Below are 26816 nucleotides of genomic sequence, written 5' to 3'. Positions count from 1 at the left end.
TTCGAGTGCCTAGTTAGGGGCCCACATTCCTGAAGGATCGACTATGAAATTCGCGGGCCGGGTCTGGCGCTTGCTGGTTGGATTGAAGGACGGGCTGGTGCTCGTCTTCATGCTGCTGTTCTTCACGCTGCTGTTCGCGGTGCTGACGGCGCGACCGAGCCCGGCACAGGTTCGCGAGGGTGCACTGCTGCTCGAACTCGACGGGATCATCGTCGAGGAACGTACCGAGATCGATCCCATCGCCGCGCTGCTTTCGCAGACCGCACCGACCGGCGAATTCGAGGCGCGCGAGCTGGTCCGTGCGATCGACGCGGCGGCCGCCGACGACCGGATCGAGGCGGTCGTCCTCGATCTCGGCGGCTTCCTGGGCGGCGGGCAGGTGCACCTGCAGGCGGTGGGCGAAGCGCTCGACCGCGTCCGCACGGCGGACAAGCCGGTGCTCGCCTTCGCCTCCGCCTATGCCGACGACGGAGTGATGCTCGCGAGCCACGCCAGCGAGATCTGGCTCGACCCGCTGGGCGGCGCCATTGTCACCGGGCCCGGCGGCGGGCGGCTCTATTACGGCGAATTGCTCGACCGGCTGAAGGTCAATGCCCGCGTCTATCGGGTCGGCACCTACAAGAGCGCGGTGGAACCCTATGAACGCGATTCCATGTCCGAGCCGGCGCGCGAGAATTACGCGGCGCTCTATGGCGCGCTGTGGGAAGAATGGCAGGCGCATGTGAAAAAGGCGCGCCCGCAGGCGGATATCGCGCGAGTCACAAGCGATCCGGTCGGATGGATCGAAGCCGCGGGCGGCGATCTGGCGAAGGCGGCGCTGTCCGCCGGGCTGGTCGACAAGCTGGGCAGCCGGCAGGAGTTCGACGCCAGGCTGGTGGAACTGGTCGGCGAGGACAAGTGGAGCAGCGCGCTCAACGCCTATCCCCGCACCACGCTCGAGCCCTGGCTGCAGGACAATCGAATTGCCGAGACCGGATCCGCCATCGGCGTGGTCACCATCGCCGGTCAGATCGTCGATGGCGACGCCGGGCCGGGGACCGCAGGCGGCACGCGGATCGCCGAACTGCTCGACGAAGCGCTGGAGGCCGATCTGGCCGCGCTCGTGGTGCGGGTCGATTCGCCGGGCGGTTCGGTGCTGGCGAGCGAGGAAATCCGCCGCGCCATCCTGCGTCACAAGGCGCGCGACATCCCCATTGCGGTGTCGATGGCCAATGTCGCCGCGAGCGGCGGCTATTGGGTCGCAACGCCCGCGGACCGCATCTTCGCCGAACCCGAGACCATCACCGGCTCGATCGGCATCTTTGCGGTCATTCCCACTTTCGAAAACCTTGCAGACGAGATCGGCGTGAGCGTCGACGGGGTGCGGACCACCCCGCTTTCGGGTCAGCCCGATCTGGTTGGCGGCTTCACCCCTGAGGTCGATGCCATTCTGCAAGCCTCGGTCGCGGACGGCTATGCCGATTTCATCGGCCAGGTCGCCGCGGCGCGCAATCTCTCCACCGAACAGGTCGACCGGATCGGCCAGGGCCGGGTCTGGGATGGCGGCGCGGCACGACAGATCGGCCTCGTCGATCAGTATGGCGGTCTCGACACCGCATTGGCCTGGGCTGCGGCACAGGCGGGCCTCGAGGAAGGCGAGTGGTTCGTCGACTATCTCGGCCGTGAACCGGGGACCTACGATACGCTGCTGCGCCAATTGCTGGTGGACGATGGCAAGAGCGAACGCGCCGATGTCGCGACGCTGTTCTCGCGCCAACAGGAGGCGCTTGCCGGTCAGCTGGTCGGCGATCTCGAACGACTGCTGACCACGCGCGGTGCGCAGGCCTATTGCCTTGAATGTCCGCCGGCGCCGCAGCAGGGCGCTGCGGGGGGCCGTGAACTGTCCGGCTGGCTGGCGAAACTGGTGGCGCTGTTCGCTCGCTGAACCGACCCGCAACCGCTTGCCAAGCGCGCCCGGCCCAAGTAAAGGCGCGCCCCTGCCCGAACCGGCTGCCAAGAGGCGCCGCGAGGCCCCGGGCGGGCGCGTAGCTCAGTGGTAGAGCACACCCTTCACACGGGTGGGGTCGCAGGTTCAATCCCTGCCGCGCCCACCACTTCTCGATAACGCGACAAGTCGGCCAGCCCGATCCACAAACAAGGCGCCCCACAAAGAAGGCGCCGGAGTTTCCTCCGACGCCCTTTGTTCGATTTGGAAAAGGTCCTAGCGGCCTAATCCGGTCAGCTTACCGTGTCGGACACGCCGGACCTGCCGTTGGCCTTCTTTTCCGAAAGCTTCTTCGCGGCATAGCCGCCCGCAGCGATCGCCGCCATGGCGGGGAGGCTGATCCGGCGCAGCACGGCTGTGCCGACAACGCCCAGAGCCGCGCCTTGCGCTCCGCTGAGTCCGCCGGTCCGCTTGGCGAGCCTGTCGCCCACGAATGCTCCGATAATCTTGCCAATCATACTGAAATCTCCTTTGTCTGATCAACGGCTTGACCGTGAAGCCGTTCCAAAAAAGCCCCCGGTTCGACATGTCGATTCGACATCCGAGGTTTTCGACACCTGGACCCCCATTTCTCGTGTCGAACTCGCATCTTGCCGTGCGAGATCCGATGCTCGGTCGGGACGGCGCGGCGCCGCCGCCGCCCGACCCGCATTCCGCTGGCCAAGCCCTCTGGCCAAGTGCCGGGCGAGCGGGCATAGGCGCGGGCCATGCACGACCTTGCCTTTATCCGTTCGCATCCGGGTGAATTCGATGCCGGCCTGAAGCGCCGCGGCGCCGAACCTGCCGCCGATCGCATCCTGACGCTCGACACCCGCCGCCGCGAAATCACCACCCGGCTGCAGGAGGCCCAGAGCCGCCGCAACGAGGCTTCAAAGGCCATCGGTCAGGCAATGGGCAGGGGCGACACGGATACCGCCGAGAGTCTCAAGGCCGAGGTCGCCCAGATCAAGCAGGCGATGCCCGCGCTGGAGGAGGAAGACCGGACGCTGGGTGCGGAACTCAACGCCCTGCTCGCCGCGCTGCCCAACATTCCCGCCGAGGACGTCCCCGAGGGCGCAGACGAGGCCGCCAATGTCGAGCTATCGCGCTGGGGCACCCCGCGCGAGTTCGATTTCGACCCGAAGGAACACGCCGATCTCGGCCCGCCGCTGGGGCTCGATTTCGAGACCGGCGCGGCGCTTTCGGGCGCGCGCTTCACCTTCCTGCGTGGGCACATGGCACGGCTGCATCGCGCGCTGGGCCAGTTCATGCTCGACCATCAGACCGGCGAGAACGGCTACACCGAATGCGCGCCGCCGCTGCTGGTGCGCGAGGAAGCGCTGTTCGGCACCGGGCAATTGCCCAAATTCGCCGAGGACAATTTCCAGACCACCGATGGCCGCTGGCTGATCCCCACCGCCGAGGTCAGCCTGACCAATTCGGTGCGCGAGCAGATCCTCGAGGATGCCGCGCTGCCGCTGCGGATGACCGCGCTGACGCAGTGCTTCCGCTCCGAGGCGGGCGCCGCAGGGCGCGACACCCGCGGGTTCATCCGCCAGCACCAGTTCGAGAAGGTCGAGCTGGTCAGCATCACCCGCCCCGAGGACAGCGAAGCCGAACACGAGCGCATGACCGGGGCCGCCGAGGGCGTGCTGCAGGCGCTCGAGCTGCCCTATCGCAAGGTTCTGCTGTGCACCGGCGACATGGGTTTTACTGCCAAGCGGACCTACGATCTCGAAGTCTGGCTGCCGGGCCAAGGCGCCTATCGCGAGATCAGCTCGTGTTCGAACTGCGGCGATTTCCAGGCGCGGCGGATGGCGGCTCGTTATCGCCCGGAAGGCGAGAAGAAGGCGCGCTTCGTCCACACGCTCAACGGCTCGGGCCTCGCGGTCGGGCGGACGTTGGTGGCAGTGCTGGAGAACTACCAGCAGGCCGACGGCAGCGTTGCGGTGCCCGCAGTCCTCGCGCCCTACATGGACGGCGTGACCAAGCTGGAGCAGCAGGCATGAAAATCCTTCTCACCAATGACGACGGCGTCCACGCGCCCGGGCTCGAGGTCCTCGAAGCCATCGCGCGCGAGTTCACCGACGACATCTGGATCTGCGCGCCGGACGAGGAGCAGTCGGGCATGGGTCATGCGCTCACCCTCACCCGCCCGGTGCGGCTGCGCCAGCATGGCGAGCGCCGCTTTTCGGTGACCGGCACCCCCACCGATTCGGTCACGCTGGGCCTGCGCAAGGTGATGCAGGGCGCGCCCGACGTGATCCTCTCGGGCGTCAATCGCGGCGCCAATCTGGGCGACGACGTCACTTACTCCGGCACCGTCTCAGCGGCGATCGAGGGCGCGCTGGCGGGCATCCGCTCGATCGCCTTCAGCCAGGTCACAAGCCGCAATGGCGAGGCCGGGTCCGACACTTTCGACGCCGCGCGCGGCTGGGGCGCCAAGGTGCTGGGCCCGCTGCTCGACACCCCGCTGCCTAAGCGCACCTTGGTCAACGTCAACTTCCCCGCGCTGCCCAGCGCCAAGGTCGCGGGCATCCGCGCGGTTCGGCAGGGGTTCCATGATTACGCTCGCGGCACAGTGGTCGAGGGCCGCGATCCGCGCGGGTTCCAGTATTACTGGTTCGGGCTCGAATCGATCGAGCACACGCTCGACCATGGCACCGATCTGGAAGCGATCGACGATGGCTTCATCTCGGTAACCCCGCTCCAGCTCGACCTGACGCATCATTCGTCGCTCGGCGCACTTGCCGATCGCTACCAGCCGTGAGAAATCCGACCGGATGAGCGAAAAAAAGCAGCTCGATACGATCATGCCCGGCAAGGCCAAGCCCGCCTATCGTGGCGCGCGCCACACGCCGCTGCGGCGCGCGGTCAAGATCCCGGTCTGGGGCGATCTGGGCATCAGGCTGGGGCTGGCGCTGTTCCTGATCTTCATCGTGGTGATGATCCACTGGTGGGACCGCGAGGGGCTGGTCGACAATCTCGACGGCGAGGTCAGTTTCCTCGACGTGGTCTATTTCACCATGATCTCGATCACCACCACCGGCTTCGGCGATATCGCGCCGATCAGCGATCGCGCGCGGCTGGTCGAAGCGGTGATCGTCACCCCGATCCGCTTTGCGGTATTCTTCATCTTCGTGGGCACCGCCTACAATTTCATAATGAAACGCAGCTGGGAGAAATGGCGCATGGCTCGTATCCAGGAGCAACTCTCGGACCACATCGTGGTGCTGGGCTATGGTATCTCGGGGTCGGAAGCGGTCGCCGAACTGATCGATCGTGGCACCGATCCCAATTGCATCGTGGTGATCGACCCCAGCGAGGAGCGGCTGGCCGATGCCGAGGCGCTGGGCTGCAACATCATGGCGGCCGATGCCTCTCGCGACGAGACGCTCAAAGCCGTCCGGATCGACCAGGCGAAGAACGTGCTGATTTCGGCCGGGCGCGACGATTCCACGATCCTGATCACGCTGACCGTCCGCGCGCTCGCCCCCAAGGTGCCGATCAGCGTGGTGGTGCGCGCCAACGACAATGAATCGCTCGCGCTGCAGGCGGGTGCCACCAACGTCATCAACCCGGTGCGCTTCACCGGGCTGCTGCTGGCCGGATCGGCCAAGGGCGAACACATCGCCGATTATCTCGCCGATCTGGCCTCGGTCTCGGGCCGGGTGCAGCTGGTCGAGCGCGAGATCACCGAGGAGGAAGACGGCATCACGCTGGCGGATCTCAAGACCGGCGGCCGGGGCCTGCGCGTCTATCGCGACGGGCAGGCGCTGGGGTTCTGGGAAGACGCCTGCCAGACCCTGAAAACGGGCGACATATTGGTCGAGATTATCCCCACCCCCAACGGCACGACGCTGGGCGACGGTCGCCCACAACCGGGAGACTAGGCCCGCCGCCCTTGGCGCCGGATCGGCGCTGCTAGCGGAACAGCAGGAACACCCCGCCCATCGCGGCCATGCCGGTCACGATATGGCCGGAATCGATCAGGAAATGCGCGAGCGTCTTGCGCAGGTAGAGGTAATGGATCCCCAGCGCCGGGACCATCACCGTCACGCCGAAACCGACCGCCATCATCATCGTCGCACGCGAGCTGGCGCCGCTGCGTTCGATTCCGTGCCACAGCGTCGAGGCGATCAGCAGTTCGAACAGGAAGGTCAGCGCGAAGATCAGCGCCATATTGCCCGAGCGGACCGTCTCGTCGCTCAGCCGCGCGGATTTCTGCCAGACCTTGCCGAACAGCACCCCGTACCACAGCGCCCCGACCACGAAGAAGGCGAGCGCGCCTAACACCACCGCCAGCCAGTTGAATTCACCCATTGCCCGCTCCCTGCTGCTCGTTGCGCCACGACGCGCGCAACGCTAGCGCATTTGCGCTGACGGGTGTAGGGGCGCGCGCAATCATGAACACCGCCACCACCATCCTTCCCGACCAGAAGAAGATCGGCATGGTCAGCCTGGGTTGCCCCAAGGCGCTGGTCGATTCCGAACGCATCCTCACAAGGCTGCGCGCCGATGGCTATGCCATGAGCCCCGATTATGCCGGCGCCGATGTGGTGCTGGTCAACACCTGCGGCTTTCTCGACAGCGCCAAGGAGGAAAGCCTGCAGGCGATCGGCGAGGCGATCGCCGAAAACGGGCGCGTGATCGTGACCGGCTGCATGGGCGAGGAAGCCGAGACCATCCGCGCCGCGCACCCCGCGGTGCTGGCGATTACCGGCGCGCATCAATACGAGGCGGTGGTCGAAGCGGTTCACACCCATGCCCCGCCGAGCCAGGGACCCTATGTGGATCTGATCCCGCAGCCCGATATCAAGCTGACCCCGCGGCACTATTCCTACCTCAAGATTTCCGAGGGCTGCAACCATTCCTGCGCCTTCTGCATCATCCCGCAATTGCGCGGGAAGCTCGCCAGCCGGCGGATCGACGCGGTGCTGCGCGAGGCGGAGAAGCTGGTCGCGGCGGGCACGCGCGAACTGCTGGTGATCAGCCAGGATACCTCGGCCTATGGCGTGGACACGAGGCACGACGCGCGCGAGTGGAAGGGCCGCGAGGTGCGCGCGCACATGACCGATCTGGCGCGCGAGCTGGGCGGTTTGCGCACTCCCGAGGGGCAGGTCCCCTGGGTGCGGCTGCATTACGTCTACCCTTACCCGCATGTCGATGCGGTGATCCCGCTGATGGCCGATGGGCTGCTGACCCCCTATCTCGATATCCCGTTTCAGCACGCCAGCCCCAAGGTGCTCAAGGCGATGCGCCGTCCGGCCAACGAGGCCAAGGTCCTCGAACGCCTCAAGGCCTGGCGCGAAATCTGCCCCGATATCGCGATCCGTTCCTCCTTCGTGGTCGGCTTCCCCGGCGAGACCGAGGAGGATTTCCGCTATCTCCTCGACTGGCTCGAGGAAGCCCGGCTCGACCGCGTCGGCGGGTTCCGCTTCGAACAGGTCGAGGGCGCGCGCGCCAATGCGCTGCCCGACCATGTCCCCGAGGAGCTCAAGGAAGAACGCTACGCGCGGTTGATGGAAGTGACCGAGCGGATCAGCACCGAACGGCTCGCGGGCAAGGTCGGCAAGCGCATCCCGGTGATCGTGGACGAGGTCGGCGAGCCCGACGAGGACGGCGATATCGGCGCCACCGCGCGCAGCCAGGCCGATGCCCCCGAGATCGACGGGCAGGTCTATCTGCGCAATGTCCCCGCCACGCTGGTCCCGGGCGCGGTGATCGATGTCGAGATCGAGGATTCCGACGCGCATGATCTGTTCGGCGTTCCCGCCTGACCAGACTATATTTCTACCGGGCAGAAACCGCGGTGACCAGGAGGCGTTCCAACAGCGCATGCCCATAAAAATCGAAACCAGCTTCGCCTTCACGCTCGACCAGCCGACCGATGTCCTGCTCCAGTTCGAGGCCGCGGCCATACCCGAGCAGGAGATCATCGAGCGCAACACGCGGATGACCGATGCCGAGCATTGCGCATGGGTCCCCGCGCAGGACGATATCGGCGAACGCATCTGGGTGCGTGCCGAGGGCGATTTCGAGGTCGATTATACCGCGCTGGTCCGCCCGCAACGCCAGCTTCCCGATCTCGGCAGCCTCAAAAGGCTCGATCCGCACGACATGCCGGGCGAGGCGGTTCAGTACCTCTTCGATTCGCGTTATTGCCAGGCGGACAAGTTCCAGCCCTTCGTCAATTCCGAGTTCGGCGACACCCAGGGAGGCGCGCGGATCGTCGCAATCCGCGACTGGATCGCCGAACACTTCAGCTACGAGCCAGGTACTTCGGACGCGCGCACCACCGCGCTCGACAGCTTCGTCGAGCGGCGCGGGATATGCCGCGACTATGCCCATGTGCTGGTGACGCTGGCGCGCGCCAGCACCATCCCCGCGCGCTATGTCGCCTGCTACGCCCCCGGGGTCGAGCCGCCCGATTTCCACGCCATCGCCGAGGTCTTCCTCGACGATCCCGACACGCCCGGCGGCGGCACCTGGCAACTGGTCGATGCGACCAAGATGGCCGATCCCGCCGAGACGGTGAAGATCGGCGTCGGCCGCGATGCCGCCGATGTCAGCTTCCTGACCAGCTTCGGGCCGAACAATTTCCGCCGCAGCTCGGTCAAGGTCACGCGGACCGACTAACGCGCGCGGCGCACTGGCACGACCCCCGGCGGGGTGTTACGCCAGAGCACAGACACTAGGGAGGAACCACACCGCGATGAGCTTCACTGCGGACCGGCTGCTGCTGTTCGGCGCGACTGGCGACCTCGCGCAGCGGATGCTGCTCCCATCGCTTTGCGCGCTGCATTCGGACGGGTTGCTGGCTCCCGACCTCAAAATCGTCGGCACCGCGCGCACCGAGATGTCCGACGAGCAGTTCCGCGAGTTCGCGCGCGAGGCGCTGGAGCAATATCTCCCCGCCACGCGGCGCGGCGGGGTGGCGGAATTCCTCGCGCGGCTGGTCTACGAAGCGGTCGATGCCACCACGGTGGACGGCTATCACCGGCTGGCCAAGCAGGTCGGCGAGGATTGCCAGGGCCTCGCCATCTTTCTCTCCACCGCGCCGAAACTGTTCGAGCCGACCATCAAGGGGCTGGCGCATGCCGGGCTGACCGGGACACGCACGCGCATCGGGCTCGAAAAGCCGCTCGGCACCGATCTCGCCTCGAGCTGCGAGATCAACGATGCGGTTGCGCGCGAGTTCAGCGAGGACCGCATCTTCCGCATCGATCACTATCTCGGCAAGGAGACGGTGCAGAACCTGCTCGCGCTGCGCTTCGCCAATCTGCTGTTCGAGCCGGTGTGGAATTCCAACTATATCGACCATGTCCAGATCACCGTCGCCGAGACGGTCGGGCTCGAAGGCCGCGTGGGCTTCTACGACGAGACCGGGGCCTTGCGTGACATGGTCCAGAACCACATGCTGCAGCTGCTGGCGCTGGTAGCGATGGAGCCGCCGACCAGCTTCGATGCCACCGCGGTGCGCGACGAGAAGGTCAAGGTGCTGCGCGCGCTGCGCCCCGTGGCCGAGCGCGAGACCGTCACCGGGCAATACCGCGCCGGTGCGGTCGCGGGCGAGGCGGTGCCAGGCTATGACGAGGAGCTGGGCGAGGAAAGCGCCACCGAGACCTTCGTGGCGATCAAGGCGCATGTCGACAATTGGCGCTGGAAGGGCGTGCCCTTCTACCTGCGCACCGGCAAGCGGCTGCCCGAGCGGGTGACCGAGATCATCATCCAGTTCCGCTCTGTCCCGCATTCGATCTTCGAGGCCAAGGGCGCGACCACCAAGCCCAACCGGCTCGTGATCGGCATCCAGCCCGAGGAGAACATCCAGTTCTCGCTGATGGCCAAGCTGCCCGGGCTCGACCGCGAGGGGCTGCGGCTGCGGCAGGTCCCGCTCGACGTGACCATGCCCGATGCCTTTTCCGACACGATCCGCCGGATCGCCTACGAACGGCTGCTGCTCGATCTGGTCGAGGGCGACCAGACGCTGTTCGTCCGCCGCGACGAGGTCGAGGCGCAATGGGAATGGATCGACGCGATCCGGGCGCAATGGGACGCCAAGGGCAGCACGCCCAAGCCCTATACCGCGGGCAGCTGGGGGCCGAGCGCGGCGATCGCGCTCGCCGAACGCGACGGAGTGAGCTGGCACGATGAGTAAACCCCTCCACGACACCATCCACCGCGTCACCCAGCGGGTGATCGCCAATTCGCGCGACGGGCGAACCCGCTATCTGGAACTGATGGAGCGCGAGCGCGAGCGCAGGCCCGAACGCTCGCAGGTTTCCTGCTCCAATCTCGCGCATGCCTATGCCGGGGCGGAGGAGGACCAGCAGGCGCTGCGCGCCTCGAGCGGGCCCAACCTCGCCATCGTCACCGCCTACAACGACATGCTTTCCGCGCATCAGCCCTATTACCGCTACCCCGAGCGAATGAAGATCTGGGCGCGCGAAGTCGGCGCAACCGTGCAGGTCGCGGGCGGCACCCCGGCGATGTGCGACGGCGTGACGCAGGGCGAGGACGGGATGGAGCTGTCGCTGTTCAGCCGCGACGTGATCGCGCTCTCGACCGCCGTCGCGCTCAGCCACCAGATGTACGACGGCATGGCGCTGCTCGGGATTTGCGACAAGATCGTGCCGGGTCTGATGATCGGCGCGTTGCGCTTCGGCCATCTGCCCGCGATCTTCGTCCCCGCCGGGCCGATGCCCAGCGGCATCCCCAACAAGCAGAAGCAGGCGGTCCGCCAGCTCTATGCCGAGGGCAAGGCCGACCGCGCGCAATTGCTCGAGAGCGAGATGGCGAGCTATCATTCGCCGGGCACCTGCACTTTCTACGGTACCGCCAATTCCAACCAGATGATGATGGAAATGATGGGGGTGCATGTCCCCGGAGCCGCCTTCGTCCAGCCGGGCAAGAAGCTGCGGCAGGAGATGACCCGCGCCGCGGTCCACCGCCTCGCCGCGATCGGGATCGAGAGCGATGACTACCGCCCACTGTCGCGCGTCATAGACGAGAAGGCGATCGTCAACGCCGCGATCGGTCTGCTCGCCACCGGCGGCTCGACCAATCACGCGATCCACATCCCGGCGATGGCGCGCGCGGCGGGGATCGCCTTCGACTGGGACGATCTGGCCGAATTGTCGGCCGCGGTTCCGCTGGTCGCGCGCGTCTATCCCAACGGCGCGGGCGATGTGAACCATTTCCACGACGCAGGGGGGATGGCCTATGTGATCGGCACGCTGCTCGACGAGGGGCTGGCGCATGGCGACCTGCTCACCGTCTGGGATGGCGGGGTTCCTGCCTATGCCCGCGAACCCTACGAACGCGACGAGGCGCTCGACTGGCGCGATCCGGGACAGAGCGGCGATGCCGAGATGCTCCGTCCCGCCGCCGCCCCGTTCCAGAGCGATGGCGGGATGCGGCTGCTGCAGGGCAATCTCGGGCGCGCCTGTTTCAAATCCTCCGCAGTCGAACGCGAGCGCTGGACGGTCGAGGCGCCCTGCCGGGTGTTCGCCACGCAGCACGCGGTGGCCGAGGCGTTCTCGCAAGGCGAACTCGACCGCGATGTCGTCGTCGTCGTCCGCTTCCAGGGCCCGCGCGCCAACGGCATGCCCGAACTCCACAAGCTCACGCCCGCTCTCGGGGTGCTCCAGGATCGCGGCTATCGCGTCGCCCTCGTCACCGACGGGCGCATGTCGGGCGCGAGCGGCAAGGTGCCGGCGGCGATCCATTGCAGCCCCGAGGCGCGCGGCGGCGGCCCGCTGGCGCGCTTGCGCGACGGAGATGTGGTCCGGGTCTGCGCCGCGAGTGGCGAGCTTTCGACCGGTGCCGATCTCGCTTCGCGCGAACCCGCCGCCGATCCGCAACCCGAACAAGGCGTGGGCCGCGAGCTCTTCGCGATGTTCCGCGCCCATGCCGACGAGGCCGAGCGCGGCGGCTCCTCGATGCTGGCGCTTGCGGGACTGTGACACGCCTGAACGACACCGGAGGCCGGGCATCATGACCGAACTCGTCGCGGTGGACATCGGCGGCACCCATGCCCGCTTCGCGCTCGCCGCCATCGGTGCCGAGGGCGCGATCAAACTGGGTGAACCCGAGACATTGCGGACGCGCGAGCACGCTGATTTTCAGGGGGCCTGGGACGCATTTCGCGCCCGGCAGGGCGGCACCCTGCCCGCAGCCGCGGCGCTCGCCTTCGCAGGACCGATAAAGGGCGACGTCATCCAGCTGACCAACAATCCGTGGCGCATCCGGCTTGCAGAGCTGGCAGAACACTTGCGCATCGAACGCCTGACCGTAGTCAATGATTTCGAGGCCGTGGCCCATGCGGTGGCGCGCGCGGGCGCGGAGCATTTCCTCCACCTGGCCGGCCCTGATCAGCCGCTGGCGACACGCGGCACGGTGAGCATCCTCGGCCCCGGCACCGGGCTGGGCGTGGCGCATCTCGCGCGCGACGGCGACGGTGGCTACAGGGTCCAGGCGACCGAGGGCGGCCATATGGGTTTCGCCCCACTCGACGCGGTCGAGGATGCGATCCTCGCCCGGCTGCGCGAGCGTTATGGACGCGTCTCGGTTGAGCGGGTGGTCTCAGGGCCCGGCATCGTCGATATCTATCGCACGCTCGCCGAGCTGGATGGGCGCAGCGCGACCGAGCTCGACGATGTCGCGATCTGGGAGGGGGGGCTGTCCGGCGAGGACGAGCTAGCGATGGCGGCGATCGAGCGCTTCTGCCTCGCGCTGGGCAGCGTGGCGGGCGATGTCGCGCTGGTCCAGGGCGGGTTCGGCGGCGTCGTCATTGCCGGTGGGCTGGGCTATCGCATCCGCGAGACCCTGCGCACATCGGGCTTCGCGCATCGCTTCGCGCTCAAGGGGCGCTACGAGGAACTGATGGCCAGCATCCCGGTCAAGCTCATCACCCATCCGCAACCGGGCCTGTTCGGCGCCGCCGCCGCCTTCGCCCGCGAACATCTGGAGACGACGCCGTGACGAGTATCGCCGCGATCATGCAGGCCGCACCGGTCATCCCCGTCATTGTAGTGGACGAGCTCGAACACGCCCGCCCGCTGGCCGAGGCGCTGGTGGCGGGCGGTCTCACCGCGCTCGAGGTCACGCTTCGCACCCCGGTGGCGCTCGACGCCATCCGCGCGATGCGCGAGGTCGATGGCGCGGTGGTGGGCGCGGGTACGGTTATCGACGAACGCACATTGGCCGCGGCGCTCGAAGCGGGCGCACAATTCATCGTTGCGCCCGGGCTCACCGAGCCGCTGGCGAAGGCGGCGGTGCGCGAAAAAGTCCCCTTCCTCCCTGGCATCGCCACCGCGAGCGACATCATGCGCGGGCTCGACCTCGGGCTGACCCATTTCAAATTCTTCCCTGCGGTCGCCGCGGGCGGCATTCCGGCGTTGAAAGCGCTGGCTGCTCCCTTCGCGCAATGCCGTTTTTGCCCCACCGGCGGGATCGGCCCCGACGACGCCCGCGACTGGCTCGCGCTCGAACCGGTGCTCTGTGTCGGGGGGAGCTGGGTCGCGCCCCGCGGCCCGGTCAACCGCGACAAAGTCACCCGCCTCGCCCGCGAAGCCGCTGGACTGAAACGATGAAAACCACCGCCGAACTCTCCGCCCGCCTCGCCGAGCTCCACGAACGGACCCGCGAGACGCCGCTGTTCAACCCGGTGTTCCAGCTTTCGCTCGACCTCTCGCGGCAGCTCGAATCGGGCGAGCTGACGCTCGAGGATTGCGCTGCGCTGGTCGAGGAGCTCGAATGCACCTCGTTCCAGAGCCGCGCCGACCGGCTGCGGTCCCTCGTCGCGCCGGTGGCGCGCGAGGACAATCTCGCCGCGTTCAAAGCCACCGAAGAGGATTTCGACGGCTTCCGCGCGCGCTGGGAATCGCCCGCGCTGCATGCGGTCTTTACCGCGCACCCGACCTTCCTGCTCACCCCCGGCCAGACCGAGGCGATCGCCGACGCGGCAAGCGGCGAGCGCGCCATCGACGAGGCGGCCTGCGCGGAGGCGAGCGAGCGTCCCGCAATCACGCTGCCCTACGAGCACGGTCGCGCGATGGCGGCGATCGCGCGGGCGCAGGATGCGCGCGACACCATAGTCGGGAAGGTACTGGGCGAGGCCGAGCGGCGCTGGCCCGACCAGTGGCAATCGCTCGCCCCGCTGCCGTTCCGCTTCGCTTCCTGGGTCGGCTACGACATGGACGGGCGGACCGATATCAAATGGTATCACTCGATCGGCTTTCGCCTCGCCGAAAAATCGCAGCGGCTCGAACGCTACGCCGAGACTCTGGCGGGTTTCGCGCCCGACCATGCGCAGCTCGATGCCTTGCGTCGCGGCGCCGCCTTTGCTGCGGAGCGCGCGGAGGACTTCGGCGGTGACCTGACCGATCCCGAAGCGCTCTCCGCCGCCGCCAATCGCCTGACCGCCGGGCATCCCGACAAGCTCACCAGCCTCGCCCCCATCGTCGATGCGCTCGAAAACGAAGCCGCCGAGGCCGACCGCGACGGCGCGCTCGCCCGCAAGACGCTCGCCGCGGCGATGCGCGCCGACGGGCTGGGGATGGGCTGGGTCCACTTCCGCGTCAACGCCAGCCAGTTGCACAACGCGATCCGCCGCCGGGTCGACCCGGACAACACGCTCGACCTTGCCAGCAAGGGCGCGATGGTGGTGCTGCGCGATATTCTCGAACGGGTGCAGCCGCTGCGGACCAATTTCGCCGCGCTGGCGATCGAAAGCAGCACCGCGATCCGCCAGTTCCTGGTGATGGCGCAGATCCTCCAGCATATCGATTCCGACGCGCCGATCCGGATGCTTGTCGCCGAATGCGAACAGCCCTCGACCGTGCTGGCCGCGCTCTATTTCGCCAAGCTGTTCGGGATCGAGGGCAAGGTCGATGTCTCGCCGCTGTTCGAGACCGAGAACGCGCTCGAACACGGCGGGCGTTTCCTCGACGCGCTGTGCGCCGAACCCGCCTACCAGACCTATGCGCGCCAGCGCGCGCGGGTCTGCATCCAGACCGGCTTTTCCGACGCCGGGCGTTTCGTCGGGCAGATCCCCGCCAGCCTCGCGATCGAGCGGCTGCAGGGCCGCATGGCGGATGCGATGGCCGCCAACGGGCTCACCGATGTCGCGGCGCTGATCTTCAACACCCATGGCGAGGGCATGGGCCGCGGCGCTCACCCCGCCAACTTCGCCGACCGGCTCGCCTGGCCGCTCAGCCCCTGGGCACGGCGCCGCTTCGCCCGCGCAGGGATCGCGCTCGAGCCCGAGGCGAGCTTCCAGGGTGGCGATGGTTATCTGTTCTTCGCCACTCCCGAACTGGCGCTGGCGACGCTGTCGCGGATCGCGCATTTGCGCCCCGGCCACGCCGATCCCGATGCCGAACCCGACCCGTTCTACCGCCGCACCGACTTAAGCCTCGACTTCTACCGCGCGGTCCGCAGCGACCAGCGCGACCATCTCGAAAGCCGGACCTACGCCCGCGCGGTGACCGCCTTCGGGCTCGGCCTGCTCAACACCACCGGCAGTCGGGTGTCGCGGCGGCAGGGCGACCTCTCGAACGATCGCGACATGAGCCTGCGCCAGATCCGGGCGATCCCGCACAACGCGATCCTCCAGCAGCTCGGCTACCCGGTGAACATCATCTCTGGGATCGGCAGCGCCGCGGAGGGCAATTACGAGGATGTCGCCGCGCTGCTACAGGAGAGCGAGCGCGGACGGCAGATCATGCGGCTGGTGCGCGCCTCCAATGCGCTCGCCAGCATCAAGACGGTGGCCGCCTATGGCGAGCTGTTCAATTCCGCCTATTGGGCGAGTCGCCCCTATCGCGGGATGGAGCAGCATCTCGCCCCCGCCTGCGAAACGCTGGCCGAATATCTCACCGGCGACGATCGCAACGGCGTGTTCCGGCGGCTGACCTCGCGGCTGCGGGTCGATGCGCTCAAGCTGCACCGGCTGTTCGCGCTCGTGCCCGACGAGGCCCCGCTCGAGGGGCGCGAGGAGATCCGCCGGACCATCGGCGCACTGCAGGCGCTGCGGCTGGCGCTGCTCAAGCACATGTTCTTGAAAGCAGTGTCGATCCCCGCCTTCAGCCGCGCCAACGACATCGACCGCGACGATGTGCTGGAGATGGTCTTTACGCTGCGGGTGGACGAGGCGCTCGCGCAAATGCGCCGCGCCTATCCCACCAGTTTCCCGCAGCTGACCGATTTCTCGGTCGCGGAGCCGAGCGATTACCCCGATGGCGCGGGCGAAGGCTATGCGCAGATCGGGCGCGACTATATCGACCCGATCGAGCGCGCGCAGGCGCTCAATTTGCGGATCGGCACCGCCATCGCCAACCTGTTCGGCGCGCATGGCTAGCGGTTAATTCTTCGTCTGCAACCGGTCCCCATGTGGGACGGCAGGGGCCTGCCGCTGGTTTTTTCACCCGAAATCGCTATTTCGTGATCCATGGATGCGACTCTGAAATGGATTGGCGGAACGACGCTTGCGGTTTTGCTGGCGCTTGGCGCGTTGGCCTTCGGCGGCGGGCTGATGGCCGAAAGCGCCACTGCGGATGATTCCGTCGCCGCAGCAGTCACCGAGAAGCCGCGGATCGATCCCAAGCCCGCGATCCACGCCAAGATCGCGGCCGATGCCGAACGCCGCGCTGCCGAGCGCTTCACCATCAAGCGGGTCCTGCCCATCGAAGGGCCGATGAAATACGGCGAATGGCATTGGGATACCGAGGGGGTCCCGCAGGACGGCAAGCTGGTCGTCACCGTCGATCTCGAAGCACGCGTGATTTCCGTGTTTCGCGATGGCTACGAAATCGGCGCGGCGGTCGCCATGCTGGGGACCGACAGCCACCCCACACCCACCGGCAATTTTCCGATTCTGACCAAGGAACGCCACAACGTTTCGGAGAAATACGGCAATGCGCCGATGCCGTGGACTCTGCGCCTAACCTGGGACGGCATCGCTATCCACGGCGGCAATGTCGTCGAGAACGGCTATGCCAGCCACGGCTGCATCGCGGTGCCCGATCCCTTCGCCGACAAATTGTTCGACGCGGCGCGCAAGGGCGATCTGGTGGTGATCACCAAGGGCCAGCGGATCGGCATGGGCGACAGCCTGCTTTAGCCGGCCCTTCGCGGTGGTTCGGGCCGGAAGGTCCAGCAGTCTATGCCATTCTCGGATGAAGGGGTGACCAGAATTCCCCCCAGAGAAGCGTTTTCCCCGGCCCCCAGCCGCGCGACCAATCGCGCGATCTCCGATCGCGGCGGCTCGGCACCCATTTCGCCGAAAATGCGCCCAACCACTTCGAGCCGGATGTAGTCGGTCTGGGATGCGGCGAAGCGGAAACCATCCTTCACGCGCGTCACCTGTTTCGAAAAGATCTCCGCGACCAGTCCTTCGAGCGCCGCCTCCGCTTCGCCGAGCAGTGCCGCGCTGCGCGCCAGCGCCAGCGGATCGAGCCAGTCGGCCCCGGCCAGCGCCTGCCTGATCCGGACCCGGTCGAACCGGCTGTCGCGATTGGAAGGGTCCGCGATCGGCTCGATACCCGCCGCGCGCACCAGCGCTTCCAGCTCGGTTTTGCGCCAGCCGAGCAGCGGTCGCAGCAAGCGCCCCTTGCCACCGGGGACCGCCCCCGAGGGTCGAACCCCGGTCAGCCCGGGCAGGCCGCTCCCGCGATTGAGCCGCATCAACAAGGTTTCCGCCTGATCGTCGGCATGATGCGCCGTCGCTACGACAATCAGGCCGGAGCGCCCCATCCAATCGTCTAGCGCATGGTAGCGCGCCTCGCGCGCCTTGCTTTGGAGATTACCCGCCTCGACAGCGACCCGAAGCGTCTCGTGCCGGACGCCAAGTTCCTGACACAGCTGCGCCACCCACTGCGCTTCGGCGGCACTTTCGGGGCGCAAGCCGTGATCGACTGTTGCGGCCTCGACCGACCCGGGACGCGCCGCATGGGCCAACAGCAGGAGTGCGATGCTGTCGGGCCCACCCGAGACGGCGACCCCCAACTTTTGCGATGGGCCATGAGCTTCGGGCCAGACCGCGGCGAGGTCGGCCCGGAACCGGGCGGTCAGTTGTGGATCGATCGCCCGGTCAATTGCAGGTCACCCGCCCGCGGTTGCGCTCGTACTGATCCAGCAACCGCCCGGCGGCGAGCGCCGGATAGGTCTCAGCGAACTCGGCCAGCGCGATGCAGGCGCGGCTGGTGTCTTCCAGCGAGATCATCGCTTCGGCGAGGAAGAGCAGGCTGTCGCCGGCGCGCGCCGCGGTCTTGTCGGCCTGATAATTGCGCAGGAACCACGGTGCCGCTTCGCGCGCCTTGCTGTCGTCGAGATAGGCCCGGCCGAGAAGGTTGCGCGCATAGGTCGCGCGCCAGTGGGCGGGGTTCTGTTCGACGAACATCGTCAACTGCTGCTGCGCTTCGGGATAGAAACCCGCTTCCCACAGCCGGAACCCGTAGGAATATTCGTCATCCGCCGGATCCTCGGTCTGCGGCTTGGCGATCGCCGAGACCGCGGCCAGCCGTTCGGGATCGGGCGCCACCGCGGCGGGGGTCGGAGTCGGGGTGGCAGCGGGCGTGTTGAGCGCGGTCGGCGCGGACGGGCCGCGAGCCGCAGTGCCGTTCGAACCGCCAGCCAACGAATTGCCCTGCACCGCCCCGGCCTCGAGCGCATCGAGCCGTTCGCTCAACGTGCGCAAGGCAAAGGTATTTTGCTCGGTCTGGCCGGTCAGCCGCTGAAGCTGGGTTTCCATCGCATCTATCCGGGCGAGGATATCGGTGACGGCGGTCGTCGAGGGCTGCGTGACCATGGTGTTGGTCTGCGGCTGGCCGGTAATCTCGGGTTCGAAATAGCGTCCGTCGCCGCCGGGAAAGACGCGGCGCTGCAGCGCGCGCACTTCGGCTTCCAGCTTGCGCAGGCGCGTTTCGTCATTGCCGTCCTGCGCCAAGACAGGCGCGGAAAGTGCGATCAGGGCGAGCGCAGCGCCCCCGACGCCGATAAGGCGCAGTCCCCAATTGCTTGACCCGGCAATACGGGCAGTCCGAACAGTCATCGTCGCATGGCTCCTTCGGGCGAGTGTTGGCATTGCGATGCCTTAACCATGCTTGGCTGTCGAGGGGATGAAGCGCAAGTTTACCCAGCGGATCGTGCGCAGGCTGCGGCAGGCAATACCGCCTCAGTTCACCGTGACATCGGATCCGGAGCTATCGCTGCCTAACGTCGCGGAAGGTTCGGACCGCGCCATCAGCGCCTCGGCGGTCACCGGTACGTCGCGCACGATCTCGTCTTCCTCGGAGAGCTTGGGCACCGAGCGGCCATCGACCGTGATCGCGAGCGCATAGGGCCTGCCAGTCCACACCTGCGGCCCTTCGGCATCTGAGGGGATGGTGAAGCTTTCGCCCTCAGCCATCTGCGCTTCGTAGAGCCGCTCGCCGCTGGCGTCGTAGAATTTGACCCAGGTGTCGTTCATTTCTGCGGTGAATACCACTTCGGCGTCGGGAGCGACCGCAGGCGTACCGGCCGAAGAAGGTGCGCGATCCGTGGCGGCGATGGCGGGGGCGCGATCTTCCTGCAGTGGTGCCGGGCCGAGGCCGGGCGCGAAATAGGTGCTGTAGAAGGCAAAGCCGCCGATCAGCAGCAGGACCGCAGCCAGCGCCCCGAACCACGCCAGCTTGCGCGAGGGCACGCGCGCCGGATCGCCCGGCTCGAACCGCGCCGGCGCCGTGTTGTGGCGGTCCTTATCGTCGCCGAGCTCGCCGCGCAGCTGGTCTAGCAGCGCGTCCTCGTCCAGTTCGAGCACGCGGGCATAGGTCCGGGTGAACCCGATCGCATAGGTCCGAGAGGGAAGCGGCGAATAATCGCCGTTTTCGATGGCGACGAGGTGGCGCTGGGGAATCCGGGTTTCGGCCGCGATCTGCGACAGTTCGATCCCCTTTTCCCGGCGCGCGGCCTGCAGGCGCTCGCCCGCTGTAAGCGCCGGCTCAGGCTCGGGCGCGTTCATTTCCTCTTCGACGAGCGTTTCTTCTTCCATCAAATCCCCGATGCCGACCCGGCCTTTATCCTGTACAAAAGCGACAGGTTGAGGTCGAAGTCAACCGCTGTGCCATGCTTCCGTAACGTCAGGAACGCCGAAGCGGTCCTGATAAGCGTTCAAACTCAGTCGGTTTCGATGTCGCGCTCGCTCGCCCAGTCCTGCAGCGCGGCGCGCATGTCGGGTGGCGGCGAGGCCAACCAGCCCTGCATCACGCCGGTGAGTTCCTCCAGATCGATCTTGCGCACCAATTCCTTGATCGGACCGACCGAAGCGGGAGTAATCGAGAGCCGGCGGTAGCCGATGCCGAGCAGCGCGAGCGCCTCCAGCCGGCGGCCGCCCATCTCGCCGCAGACGCTGAGGTCGACCGGATAGCCGACCACACCCTTGGAGATGCGCTGGAGAAAGCGCAGGATCGAGGGGCTCATCCAGTCGTAGCGTTCGGCCAGCTTGGGATTAGCGCGATCGGCGGCGAACAGGAACTGGGTGAGGTCGTTGGTTCCTACCGAAAGGAACGAGAGCTTCGGCAGCATCAGGTCGAGCACTTCCGCCAAAGCGGGCACTTCGAGCATCGCGCCGTAGCGGATTTCCTCGGGCAGCCGCTTGCGGCGGTCTTTCAGCCAGGCGAGCTGTTCGTCGAACACTTCCTTGGCGGCGTCGAACTCCCACGGCTCGCTGACCATCGGGAACATCACGTTGAGCGTGCGCCCCGATGCAGCCTCAAGCAACGAACGCGCCTGCGCCTTGAGCAGCCCGCCGCGCTCAAGCGACAGCCTAAGCGCGCGCCAGCCCATCGCCGGGTTCTCCTCGCGCTCGCCCATCGACGCTTCGATATAGGGCACCGCCTTGTCGCCGCCGATATCGATGGTGCGGAAGATTACCGGTTTGTCGCCCGCCGCGTCGAGCACGTCGCGATAGAGCCGGGTCTGGCGCTCGCGCTGCGGCAGGGTGGATGAGACCAGGAACTGGAATTCGGTCCTGAACAGCCCGACTCCGTCGGCGCCGGTCATCGCCAGTGCGCTCATGTCGTCGCGCAGCCCGGCGTTCATCATTACGTTGATGCGCGTGCCGCAGCGGGTGAAGGGCTCGACATCGCGCAATTCGGCATAGGCGGCCTGACGCTCGCGCTTCTTGGCGAAGCGAGCGTCGAAGGCCTCGCGCATCGGTGGGCTGGGGCGCAGCGTGACGCTACCTTTGTCCGCATCGAGCAGCATCTCGTCGCCCTCGTTGACGCGGCGCAGAACGCCCTTGGCACGGCCGAGCACGGGGATGTCCATCGCCCGCGCTACGATCACCATATGCGCGGTCAGCGAGCCTTCCTCGAGGACCACGCCCTTCAGCCGTCGGCGATCGTATTCGAGCAGTTCGGCCGGCCCCAGATTGCGGGCCACAAGGATGGAATCGCGCCGCAAACCCTGCCGCGCCGCGGTGCCTAGCTGGCCCGAGACGATCCGCAACAGCCGGTTGGAGAGGTCTTCGAGATCGTGCATCCGGTCCGCCAGCAGCGGATCGTCGATCTCGCGCATGCGCATCCGGGTGCGCTGCTGCACGCGCTCGATCGCCGCCTCGGCGGTCAGGCCGGAATCGATCGCTTCGTTGATCCGGCGGCTCCAGCCCTCGTCATAGGCGAACATCTTGTAGGTCTCGAGCACGTCGTCATGCTCGCCGCCCTTGCCGAATTCGGGCTCCTTGCCCATCGCGTCGATCTGGTCGCGCATCTTGTCGAAGGCGCGATAGACCCGCTGGCGCTCGGCCTCGGTGTCCTCGGCCACCACCTGGTCGATCTCGACCCGCGGCTGGTGGAAGACCGCCACCCCTTCGGACAGGCCCTTGACCAGCGCCAGCCCCTCGATCAGCTCGGGCCCGCTCGGCAGTTCGGCGAGATCGAGCGGGTGCTCCAGATCGACCAGCTCCTTGTGCGCGATCAGCTCGGACAGGATCATCGCCGTGGTCTGCAGCGCCTCGATTTCGACATCCTCGTAACGGCGCGGATCGACATGCTGGACGCTCAGCGCCCCCACCGCGCGCTCGCGATAGACGATCGGCACCCCGGCGAAGGAATGGAACTTCTCCTCGCCGGTTTCGGGGTGATAGAGAAAGTCGGGATGCGCCTTGGCCTCGGCGAGGTTGAGCGTCTCGATGTTCTTGGCGATGGTGCCGATCAGCCCTTCGCCCAGCCCCAGCCGGGTAACATGGACCGCATCGGCGTTGAGCCCGCGGGTCGCGAACAACTCCAGCGCGCCTTCGCGCAGCAGGTAGATCGAACAGACCTCGCTGGTCAGGCTTTCGCCGATAATCTCGACCACCTGGTCGAGCTTGGCCTGGGCATGCAGGCGCGAGGCCATCACCTCGTGGAGGCGGGTGAGGATGAGGCGGGCGCTGGCGGCGGCTTTCATCGCGCCGGTCTATCGCAGACCGGGCACGGTGCAAAGCCGCCGCAGCGCCTGCGCCCGCTCAGCAGCGGGAGATTTCTTCCTTTATCTGAAGCTTTTGCCGTTTGATCTGCTGAATCATCACATCGTCGGGAGCGGGGCGGGATTGTTCCTTGCGCAGGCGGGCCTCGAGCCCGGCGTGCCTGGTACGAAGCGCTTCGACATGAGGTGATTGCATAAGGCTGTCTCCTTGGAGGGTGGATGACCCCGAAAGAGCGACTCGCCAGCGCGGGCGAACCGCGTCACAACACTGAAACATATTCGCCCGCGTTTGCGAAGGGCCAGAATTGCTTTAGCGCTCGGGCGGATTGTAATCGCGGCGAATGGATTCGCGGCATCAACCAGGATGGATGCGTGACCGAGCAGGAGCTGAGAAAACGGCTGGAGGTGGTTCGCAGCGAGCATCGCGATCTCGATGCGGCGATTCATGCGCTGACTCAGTCCGGATCGACCGACCAGCTGCAGATCGCGCGGCTCAAGAAGCGCAAATTGCGGATCCGCGACCAGATCGCCGATCTGGAAGACAATCTCCTCCCCGACATCATTGCCTGAACGGGTCCACAGTACGGAATTGGGACAGCCCGTTCATGACGCTGGAGCCGAACCACGGGCGGGGCTAGCCCCGAACCCATGACCGCCACGACCACCGCTCGCCGAACGATCATCGAAGACCTCTACTCCGAGGCGCTGGTGCTGGCCGACGAGGCGCGCGACGCCTTCGACATGCGCGGCGAGATGACCCCCGACGCCGACCGCAACGATGCGCGGATCGCGCTGTCGATCGAGGGGCTGCGGACCACTACGCGGCTGATGCATATCCTCGCCTGGCTGCTCAACCAGCGCGCTTTTCTTTCGGGAGAGCTCAACGAGAACCAGTTGCGTCGCCATGGTCGCCTGCCCGCCGAACGCCCCTCGATGCCCGGGATGATGGAAAAGCTGCTGCCCCAAACGCGTCAGCTGGTGCGCGAGAGCGAGCGGCTGCACGAGCGGGTCGCGCGGCTCGATCGCGACTGGCCGCAGGCGCAGGCGGCGGAGCAGAATGCCGTCGATGCCATGCGCAGCCGCATCGCCGAGGCCTTCGCGCCCCAGTCACTGGCCGGCTAGACCGCGTCAGGCGGCGGCGAGCGCCTTGCGCCAGCGCGCCAGCCGTTCCTGCCGGACAGCGTCGGTCGAGGTCGGCACGAAGCTTTGCGCCGGTCCTCGCATTGCCTTGGCCGCCTCTTCGAGCGTGGCGTAGAGTCCCGCCCCGACCGCCGCGCACAGCGCCGCACCCAGCGCGGTCGTCTCGACGAAATCGGGGCGCTCGACCGCGATATCGAGCATGTCGGCCAGATCCTGCGCCATCCAGTCGTTGGCGCTCATCCCGCCGTCGATCCGCAGCGCGGTCCAGGGCGCGCCATCGGCGGCGAAGGCTTCGGCCAGATCGTGGGTCTGGTGCGCCATCGCCTCGAGCGCGGCGCGCGCGATCTGCGCGCGGCCGCTGGCGAAGCTGAGCCCGGCGATGACCCCGCGTGCCTCGGGCTGCCAATGCGGCGCGCCCAGCCCCGACAATGCGGGCACGATCACCACCTCGCCGCTGTCCGCCACCGAGCGCGCCAGTTCCTCGGTCTGCGCCGAGCTCTCGATCAGCCCCAGCGTATCGCGCAGCCATTTAACCAGGCTTCCGGCGACGAAGACCGAGCCTTCGAGCGCATAGGTTCTCTTGCCGTCGCGCTGGTTGAGGACGGTGCCGAGCAGGCGGTTGGCCGAGCGCGGGATATCCCCGCCCTTGTTGGTCAGCACGAAGGCGCCGGTGCCATAGGTCGCCTTGGTTTCGCCGAACGACAGGCAGCCCTGGCCGATGGTCGCCGATTGCTGGTCGCCGACCAGCCCGCAGATCGGAATATCGCGCCCGAACCAGCTCGCGTCGCAGCGGGCCAGTTCGCCATGGGTGTCGGTGACCTGCGGCAGCGCAGCCAGCGGCACCCCCATCAGATCGCACAGTCCGGCATCGAATTGCGCGCCCTCGAGCGGCAGCAGTTGGGTGCGACTGGCATTGCTCGCATCGCTGAGATGCGCCCCGCCGGTCAGCTTGAACACCAGCCAGCTCTCGACCGTGCCGAAAGCCAGCGTGCCGGCCTGCGCCGCGCCGCGCACCGCCTCGTCATTGTCGAGCAGCCAGCGCATCTTGGTGCCCGAGAAATAGGGATCGAGCAGCAGCCCGGTGCGCCGCTGGATTTCGCCCTCGTGCCCCGCTTCCTTGAGCTCGGCGCAGAAGCCGCTGGTCCGCCGGTCCTGCCACACGATCGCGCGGGTGAGCGGTTCGCCGGTGGCCTTGTCCCAGGCGACCACGGTCTCGCGCTGGTTGGTGATTCCGATCGCCGCAATCCTAGAGGCGTCACCGCCGATCGCCTCGCGCGCGCAGCGCAGCGTCTTGTCCCAGATCTCGCCCGCATCATGCTCGACCCAGCCGGGCCGCGGATAATATTGCGTGATCTCGGCCTGGACGACCCGCTGCATCGTGCCGTCGGGTGCGAAAACCATTGCGCGCGTGGATGTGGTGCCCTCGTCGAGGACCAGAATTGTTTCTCCCATGGCGGGCAGCCTTATCCCGAGCGGGCGCGCGAAGTCGAGGCGGCATATCCCGTCCTCGACTAACGGGCCCCATGTCCCCATATGCGGTGCATGGCAAAGGCACCGCCCAAACCCTGGCCCACCGGCCAGGCCGAACAGATCGAGCCGCTGGTGCGCCGCGTGCTCGCGCCCAATCCCTCGCCCTTCACCTACACCGGCACCCAGACCTATATCGTCGGGCTGGGTGACGGCTGCGCGGTGATCGATCCGGGGCCGGACGAGCCCGCGCACCTCGCCGCGCTGGAAGCCGCGATCGGCGGCGAGCATGTCTGCGCGATCATGTGCACGCATACGCATCGCGACCATTCGCCCGCCTCGCGCCCGCTGGCTCGCCGCACCGGCGCGCCGATCGTCGGCTGCGCGCCGGTGGCCTTCGACACCACCGGACCGCGCGCCGACGAGGGCTTCGATCCCGATTACGAACCCGACCGCGTGCTGGCGGATGGCGAGGCGATGACCGGTCCGGGCTGGACGCTCACCGCGGTCGCCACACCGGGCCATGTCTCCAACCATCTTTGCTTCGCGCTGGAAGAAAGCGGTGCGCTCTTCAGCGGCGATCATGTGATGGGCTGGTCGACCAGCGTCGTCGTCCCGCCCGATGGCGACATGGGCGACTATATGAACAGCCTGGAATTGCTCCACGAACGCGACGATCGCGTGCTCTATCCGGCGCATGGGCCCGCGGTAACCAACCCGCGCCAGCTGGTGCGCTCGATGATCGGCCACCGCCGCCAGCGCGAGAACCAGATCCTGCGGCTGCTCGGCGAGGACCGGCAGGAAGTCGGCGAGCTGGTACCGCAGATGTACAAGGGGCTCGACCCCAGGCTCACCAAGGCTGCGGCTCTCTCGGTCACCGCGCATCTCATCGATCTGGAACGGCGCGGCCTCGTCGCCCGTTCGGAGGATATATGGCAGACCAGTTGAACACCGACAGCGTGAAGACAGGCAGCGTGAAGACAGGCAGCACGCTCGAACCGCAGGTGGCGCGCGACGCCCCGGTGTCTCGGCGCAGCCGCATGCAGGGCGCGCCATGGCTGGTGGTATTCATCCTGCTCGCCGCCACCATCTGGCTGGCGTGGCGAGCGTTCCTCTATCAGGAGGAAGGCGATCCGGTCGGCAGTGCCATGCTGGCGTTCGAGCGGCAGAATTCGCTCACCGTCTTCAGCTCGCGCTTCGAAGTGGTCGCCGAAAGCGAGGACACCCGCGGGGTGATGGGCGTTCCCGTGCTGCGCTCGCGCCAGGCGACGATCATCCCCGCCTCGGTCGAATACCGGCTCGACCTATCGGGCATGGATCGGGGCGATTTCGCCTGGGATGCCGAGGGCGATACGCTCAACGTCACCCTTCCCCAGATCCAGACCACCACCCCCAATCTCGACGAGGCGCAGGCGCGCGTCTTCACCGAAGGTGCCTGGGTGACCCGCGACGCATCGCAGGATCTGGCGCGCAACAATTCGCGCCAGGCCGAAGCCAAGGCCAGCGCCTTTGCCAGAAATCCCGAAATCCTCGCGCTTGCGCGGCAGGCCGCGAAGGCTGCTGTGCGCCAGAACCTCACCATTCCGATGCAGGTGGCGGGCTATGGCGATGTCCGCGTGCTGGTCCGCTTCGAAGACGAAGCCGAGGCAAGCTAGGCGCACAATCGAATTGACGGGCGCGCGGAGGCTCGGGTAAATTGCGATAAGATTGGTTGGGTCGCTCGACTTACCCTCTGGGGGGGGAGGACGGGCAAAATGGCTACTATCGCGTCACCGCGGAGCGCACCGGCAAGGGGCAATGC

The 26816-nt window shown here is 67.1% G+C and carries 24 protein-coding genes and 1 tRNA gene; 17 read left to right on the top strand and 8 right to left on the bottom strand.

Annotated elements, in window-relative coordinates; all coding sequences use genetic code 11:
- Positions 1–43 precede the first annotated feature (43 nt).
- Together sppA and ACWIKC_RS02455 are read left to right on the top strand one after the other, a co-directional pair.
- The gene (sppA, locus tag ACWIKC_RS02460; protein WP_454598553.1) at positions 44–1924 is read left to right on the top strand and encodes a signal peptide peptidase SppA; all 1881 of its coding nucleotides are present in this window, start codon (positions 44–46) and stop codon (positions 1922–1924) included.
- 94 nt (positions 1925–2018) lie between these two features.
- Positions 2019–2093, top strand: a tRNA-Val gene (locus tag ACWIKC_RS02455).
- Between the two features lie 124 nt (positions 2094–2217).
- On the opposite strand, the gene ACWIKC_RS02450 is transcribed toward ACWIKC_RS02455, so the two are convergent.
- Positions 2218–2442, bottom strand: coding sequence for a hypothetical protein (locus ACWIKC_RS02450; RefSeq protein ID WP_454598552.1), 225 nt, complete (start codon positions 2440–2442; stop codon positions 2218–2220).
- A gap of 249 nt (positions 2443–2691) precedes the next feature.
- Between ACWIKC_RS02450 and serS the strand changes: the two genes are divergently transcribed.
- The 3 genes from serS to ACWIKC_RS02435 are packed head-to-tail and all read left to right on the top strand — an operon-like array spanning position 2692 to position 5856.
- The gene (gene serS / locus ACWIKC_RS02445) at positions 2692–3972 is read left to right on the top strand and encodes a serine--tRNA ligase (RefSeq protein ID WP_454598551.1); all 1281 of its coding nucleotides are present in this window, start codon (positions 2692–2694) and stop codon (positions 3970–3972) included.
- Positions 3969–4733, top strand: a complete 765-nt coding sequence (surE, locus tag ACWIKC_RS02440) for a 5'/3'-nucleotidase SurE (RefSeq protein ID WP_454598550.1) — start codon at positions 3969–3971, stop codon at positions 4731–4733. The genes serS and surE overlap by 4 nt, the downstream gene beginning before the upstream one ends.
- A gap of 43 nt (positions 4734–4776) precedes the next feature.
- Complete coding sequence (locus ACWIKC_RS02435) at positions 4777–5856, top strand: potassium channel family protein (protein WP_454599422.1); 1080 nt, start codon at positions 4777–4779, stop codon at positions 5854–5856.
- Positions 5857–5887: 31 nt separating this feature from the next.
- Here the strand turns inward: ACWIKC_RS02435 and ACWIKC_RS02430 are convergent, their stop codons facing one another.
- Positions 5888–6286 (bottom strand): DUF1761 domain-containing protein, encoded by a 399-nt coding sequence (locus ACWIKC_RS02430; protein ID WP_454598549.1) that lies wholly within the window; start codon positions 6284–6286, stop codon positions 5888–5890.
- Between the two features lie 83 nt (positions 6287–6369).
- Between ACWIKC_RS02430 and rimO the strand changes: the two genes are divergently transcribed.
- The 8 genes from rimO (at position 6370) to ACWIKC_RS02390 (ending at position 17087) form a co-directional block, all read left to right on the top strand.
- The gene (rimO, locus tag ACWIKC_RS02425; RefSeq protein WP_454598548.1) at positions 6370–7743 is read left to right on the top strand and encodes a 30S ribosomal protein S12 methylthiotransferase RimO; all 1374 of its coding nucleotides are present in this window, start codon (positions 6370–6372) and stop codon (positions 7741–7743) included.
- A gap of 58 nt (positions 7744–7801) precedes the next feature.
- Positions 7802–8602: a transglutaminase-like domain-containing protein gene (locus ACWIKC_RS02420; protein WP_454598547.1), complete on the top strand. Its 801-nt coding sequence runs from the start codon at positions 7802–7804 to the stop codon at positions 8600–8602.
- Between the two features lie 76 nt (positions 8603–8678).
- A complete protein-coding gene (gene zwf / locus ACWIKC_RS02415; protein ID WP_454598546.1) occupies positions 8679–10121 on the top strand; it encodes a glucose-6-phosphate dehydrogenase in 1443 nt (480 codons plus the stop codon).
- A complete protein-coding gene (gene edd, locus ACWIKC_RS02410) occupies positions 10114–11928 on the top strand; it encodes a phosphogluconate dehydratase (protein ID WP_454598545.1) in 1815 nt (604 codons plus the stop codon). The genes zwf and edd overlap by 8 nt, the downstream gene beginning before the upstream one ends.
- A gap of 31 nt (positions 11929–11959) precedes the next feature.
- Positions 11960–12946, top strand: a complete 987-nt coding sequence (glk, locus tag ACWIKC_RS02405) for a glucokinase (protein ID WP_454598544.1) — start codon at positions 11960–11962, stop codon at positions 12944–12946.
- 17 nt (positions 12947–12963) lie between these two features.
- Entirely contained in the window at positions 12964–13557 is a 594-nt protein-coding gene (gene eda / locus ACWIKC_RS02400) for a bifunctional 4-hydroxy-2-oxoglutarate aldolase/2-dehydro-3-deoxy-phosphogluconate aldolase (protein WP_454599421.1), read from the top strand.
- The gene (locus ACWIKC_RS02395; RefSeq protein ID WP_454598543.1) at positions 13554–16325 is read left to right on the top strand and encodes a phosphoenolpyruvate carboxylase; all 2772 of its coding nucleotides are present in this window, start codon (positions 13554–13556) and stop codon (positions 16323–16325) included. Before eda ends, ACWIKC_RS02395 begins: the two co-directional genes overlap by 4 nt.
- Positions 16326–16415: 90 nt before the next feature.
- Positions 16416–17087 carry a L,D-transpeptidase family protein gene (locus ACWIKC_RS02390; protein WP_454598542.1) on the top strand — a complete coding sequence of 224 codons (672 nt, stop codon included), beginning with the start codon at positions 16416–16418 and terminating at the stop codon, positions 17085–17087.
- Here ACWIKC_RS02390 and tilS read toward each other — a convergent pair.
- The 5 genes from tilS to ACWIKC_RS02365 all read right to left on the bottom strand — a co-directional run bounded on the left by tilS (position 17084) and on the right by ACWIKC_RS02365 (position 22604).
- On the bottom strand, positions 17084–17971 hold the full coding sequence (tilS, locus tag ACWIKC_RS02385; RefSeq protein WP_454598541.1) for a tRNA lysidine(34) synthetase TilS: 888 nt from the start codon (positions 17969–17971) through the stop codon (positions 17084–17086). The genes ACWIKC_RS02390 and tilS overlap by 4 nt on opposite strands.
- An 85-nt stretch (positions 17972–18056) precedes the next feature.
- Entirely contained in the window at positions 18057–19016 is a 960-nt protein-coding gene (locus ACWIKC_RS02380; RefSeq protein WP_454598540.1) for a tetratricopeptide repeat protein, read from the bottom strand.
- Positions 19017–19139: 123 nt separating this feature from the next.
- Positions 19140–19994: a helix-turn-helix domain-containing protein gene (locus tag ACWIKC_RS02375; RefSeq protein WP_454598539.1), complete on the bottom strand. Its 855-nt coding sequence runs from the start codon at positions 19992–19994 to the stop codon at positions 19140–19142.
- A gap of 125 nt (positions 19995–20119) precedes the next feature.
- Complete coding sequence (ptsP, locus tag ACWIKC_RS02370; protein WP_454598538.1) at positions 20120–22390, bottom strand: phosphoenolpyruvate--protein phosphotransferase; 2271 nt, start codon at positions 22388–22390, stop codon at positions 20120–20122.
- Between the two features lie 58 nt (positions 22391–22448).
- Positions 22449–22604, bottom strand: a complete 156-nt coding sequence (locus tag ACWIKC_RS02365) for a YdcH family protein (RefSeq protein ID WP_454598537.1) — start codon at positions 22602–22604, stop codon at positions 22449–22451.
- 176 nt (positions 22605–22780) lie between these two features.
- Between ACWIKC_RS02365 and ACWIKC_RS02360 the strand changes: the two genes are divergently transcribed.
- Together ACWIKC_RS02360 and ACWIKC_RS02355 are read left to right on the top strand one after the other, a co-directional pair.
- The gene (locus ACWIKC_RS02360; RefSeq protein WP_305928731.1) at positions 22781–22978 is read left to right on the top strand and encodes a YdcH family protein; all 198 of its coding nucleotides are present in this window, start codon (positions 22781–22783) and stop codon (positions 22976–22978) included.
- Between the two features lie 78 nt (positions 22979–23056).
- Complete coding sequence (locus ACWIKC_RS02355) at positions 23057–23530, top strand: DUF1465 family protein (protein ID WP_454598536.1); 474 nt, start codon at positions 23057–23059, stop codon at positions 23528–23530.
- Between the two features lie 6 nt (positions 23531–23536).
- Here the strand turns inward: ACWIKC_RS02355 and ACWIKC_RS02350 are convergent, their stop codons facing one another.
- Positions 23537–25000 (bottom strand): glycerol kinase, encoded by a 1464-nt coding sequence (locus tag ACWIKC_RS02350; RefSeq protein ID WP_454598535.1) that lies wholly within the window; start codon positions 24998–25000, stop codon positions 23537–23539.
- Positions 25001–25090: 90 nt separating this feature from the next.
- On the opposite strand from ACWIKC_RS02350, the gene ACWIKC_RS02345 reads away from it, so the two are divergent.
- Both ACWIKC_RS02345 and ACWIKC_RS02340 read left to right on the top strand, forming a co-directional pair.
- On the top strand, positions 25091–25963 hold the full coding sequence (locus ACWIKC_RS02345) for an MBL fold metallo-hydrolase (RefSeq protein WP_454598534.1): 873 nt from the start codon (positions 25091–25093) through the stop codon (positions 25961–25963).
- The gene (locus ACWIKC_RS02340; RefSeq protein ID WP_454598533.1) at positions 25948–26670 is read left to right on the top strand and encodes a DUF4230 domain-containing protein; all 723 of its coding nucleotides are present in this window, start codon (positions 25948–25950) and stop codon (positions 26668–26670) included. Before ACWIKC_RS02345 ends, ACWIKC_RS02340 begins: the two co-directional genes overlap by 16 nt.
- The last annotated feature ends 146 nt before the right edge of the window (positions 26671–26816 follow it).

The organism is Qipengyuania sp. SM2507, from assembly GCF_053714505.1.
This window is presented reverse-complemented; position numbering and strand designations above follow the sequence as displayed.

Bases quoted from the DNA above. Each gene is read 5' to 3' on its own strand.
- sppA (WP_454598553.1), top strand. From the start codon at position 44: ATGAAATTCGCGGGCCGGGTCTGGCGCTTGCTGGTTGGATTGAAGGAC.
- ACWIKC_RS02450 (WP_454598552.1), bottom strand. From the start codon at position 2,442: ATGATTGGCAAGATTATCGGAGCATTCGTGGGCGACAGGCTCGCCAAG.
- serS (WP_454598551.1), top strand. From the start codon at position 2,692: ATGCACGACCTTGCCTTTATCCGTTCGCATCCGGGTGAATTCGATGCC.
- surE (WP_454598550.1), top strand. From the start codon at position 3,969: ATGAAAATCCTTCTCACCAATGACGACGGCGTCCACGCGCCCGGGCTC.
- ACWIKC_RS02435 (WP_454599422.1), top strand. From the start codon at position 4,777: ATGCCCGGCAAGGCCAAGCCCGCCTATCGTGGCGCGCGCCACACGCCG.
- ACWIKC_RS02430 (WP_454598549.1), bottom strand. From the start codon at position 6,286: ATGGGTGAATTCAACTGGCTGGCGGTGGTGTTAGGCGCGCTCGCCTTC.
- rimO (WP_454598548.1), top strand. From the start codon at position 6,370: ATGAACACCGCCACCACCATCCTTCCCGACCAGAAGAAGATCGGCATG.
- ACWIKC_RS02420 (WP_454598547.1), top strand. From the start codon at position 7,802: ATGCCCATAAAAATCGAAACCAGCTTCGCCTTCACGCTCGACCAGCCG.
- zwf (WP_454598546.1), top strand. From the start codon at position 8,679: ATGAGCTTCACTGCGGACCGGCTGCTGCTGTTCGGCGCGACTGGCGAC.
- edd (WP_454598545.1), top strand. From the start codon at position 10,114: ATGAGTAAACCCCTCCACGACACCATCCACCGCGTCACCCAGCGGGTG.
- glk (WP_454598544.1), top strand. From the start codon at position 11,960: ATGACCGAACTCGTCGCGGTGGACATCGGCGGCACCCATGCCCGCTTC.
- eda (WP_454599421.1), top strand. From the start codon at position 12,964: ATGCAGGCCGCACCGGTCATCCCCGTCATTGTAGTGGACGAGCTCGAA.
- ACWIKC_RS02395 (WP_454598543.1), top strand. From the start codon at position 13,554: ATGAAAACCACCGCCGAACTCTCCGCCCGCCTCGCCGAGCTCCACGAA.
- ACWIKC_RS02390 (WP_454598542.1), top strand. From the start codon at position 16,416: ATGGATGCGACTCTGAAATGGATTGGCGGAACGACGCTTGCGGTTTTG.
- ACWIKC_RS02380 (WP_454598540.1), bottom strand. From the start codon at position 19,016: ATGACTGTTCGGACTGCCCGTATTGCCGGGTCAAGCAATTGGGGACTG.
- ACWIKC_RS02375 (WP_454598539.1), bottom strand. From the start codon at position 19,994: ATGGAAGAAGAAACGCTCGTCGAAGAGGAAATGAACGCGCCCGAGCCT.
- ptsP (WP_454598538.1), bottom strand. From the start codon at position 22,390: ATGAAAGCCGCCGCCAGCGCCCGCCTCATCCTCACCCGCCTCCACGAG.
- ACWIKC_RS02365 (WP_454598537.1), bottom strand. From the start codon at position 22,604: ATGCAATCACCTCATGTCGAAGCGCTTCGTACCAGGCACGCCGGGCTC.
- ACWIKC_RS02355 (WP_454598536.1), top strand. From the start codon at position 23,057: ATGACCGCCACGACCACCGCTCGCCGAACGATCATCGAAGACCTCTAC.
- ACWIKC_RS02350 (WP_454598535.1), bottom strand. From the start codon at position 25,000: ATGGGAGAAACAATTCTGGTCCTCGACGAGGGCACCACATCCACGCGC.
- ACWIKC_RS02345 (WP_454598534.1), top strand. From the start codon at position 25,091: ATGGCAAAGGCACCGCCCAAACCCTGGCCCACCGGCCAGGCCGAACAG.
- ACWIKC_RS02340 (WP_454598533.1), top strand. From the start codon at position 25,948: ATGGCAGACCAGTTGAACACCGACAGCGTGAAGACAGGCAGCGTGAAG.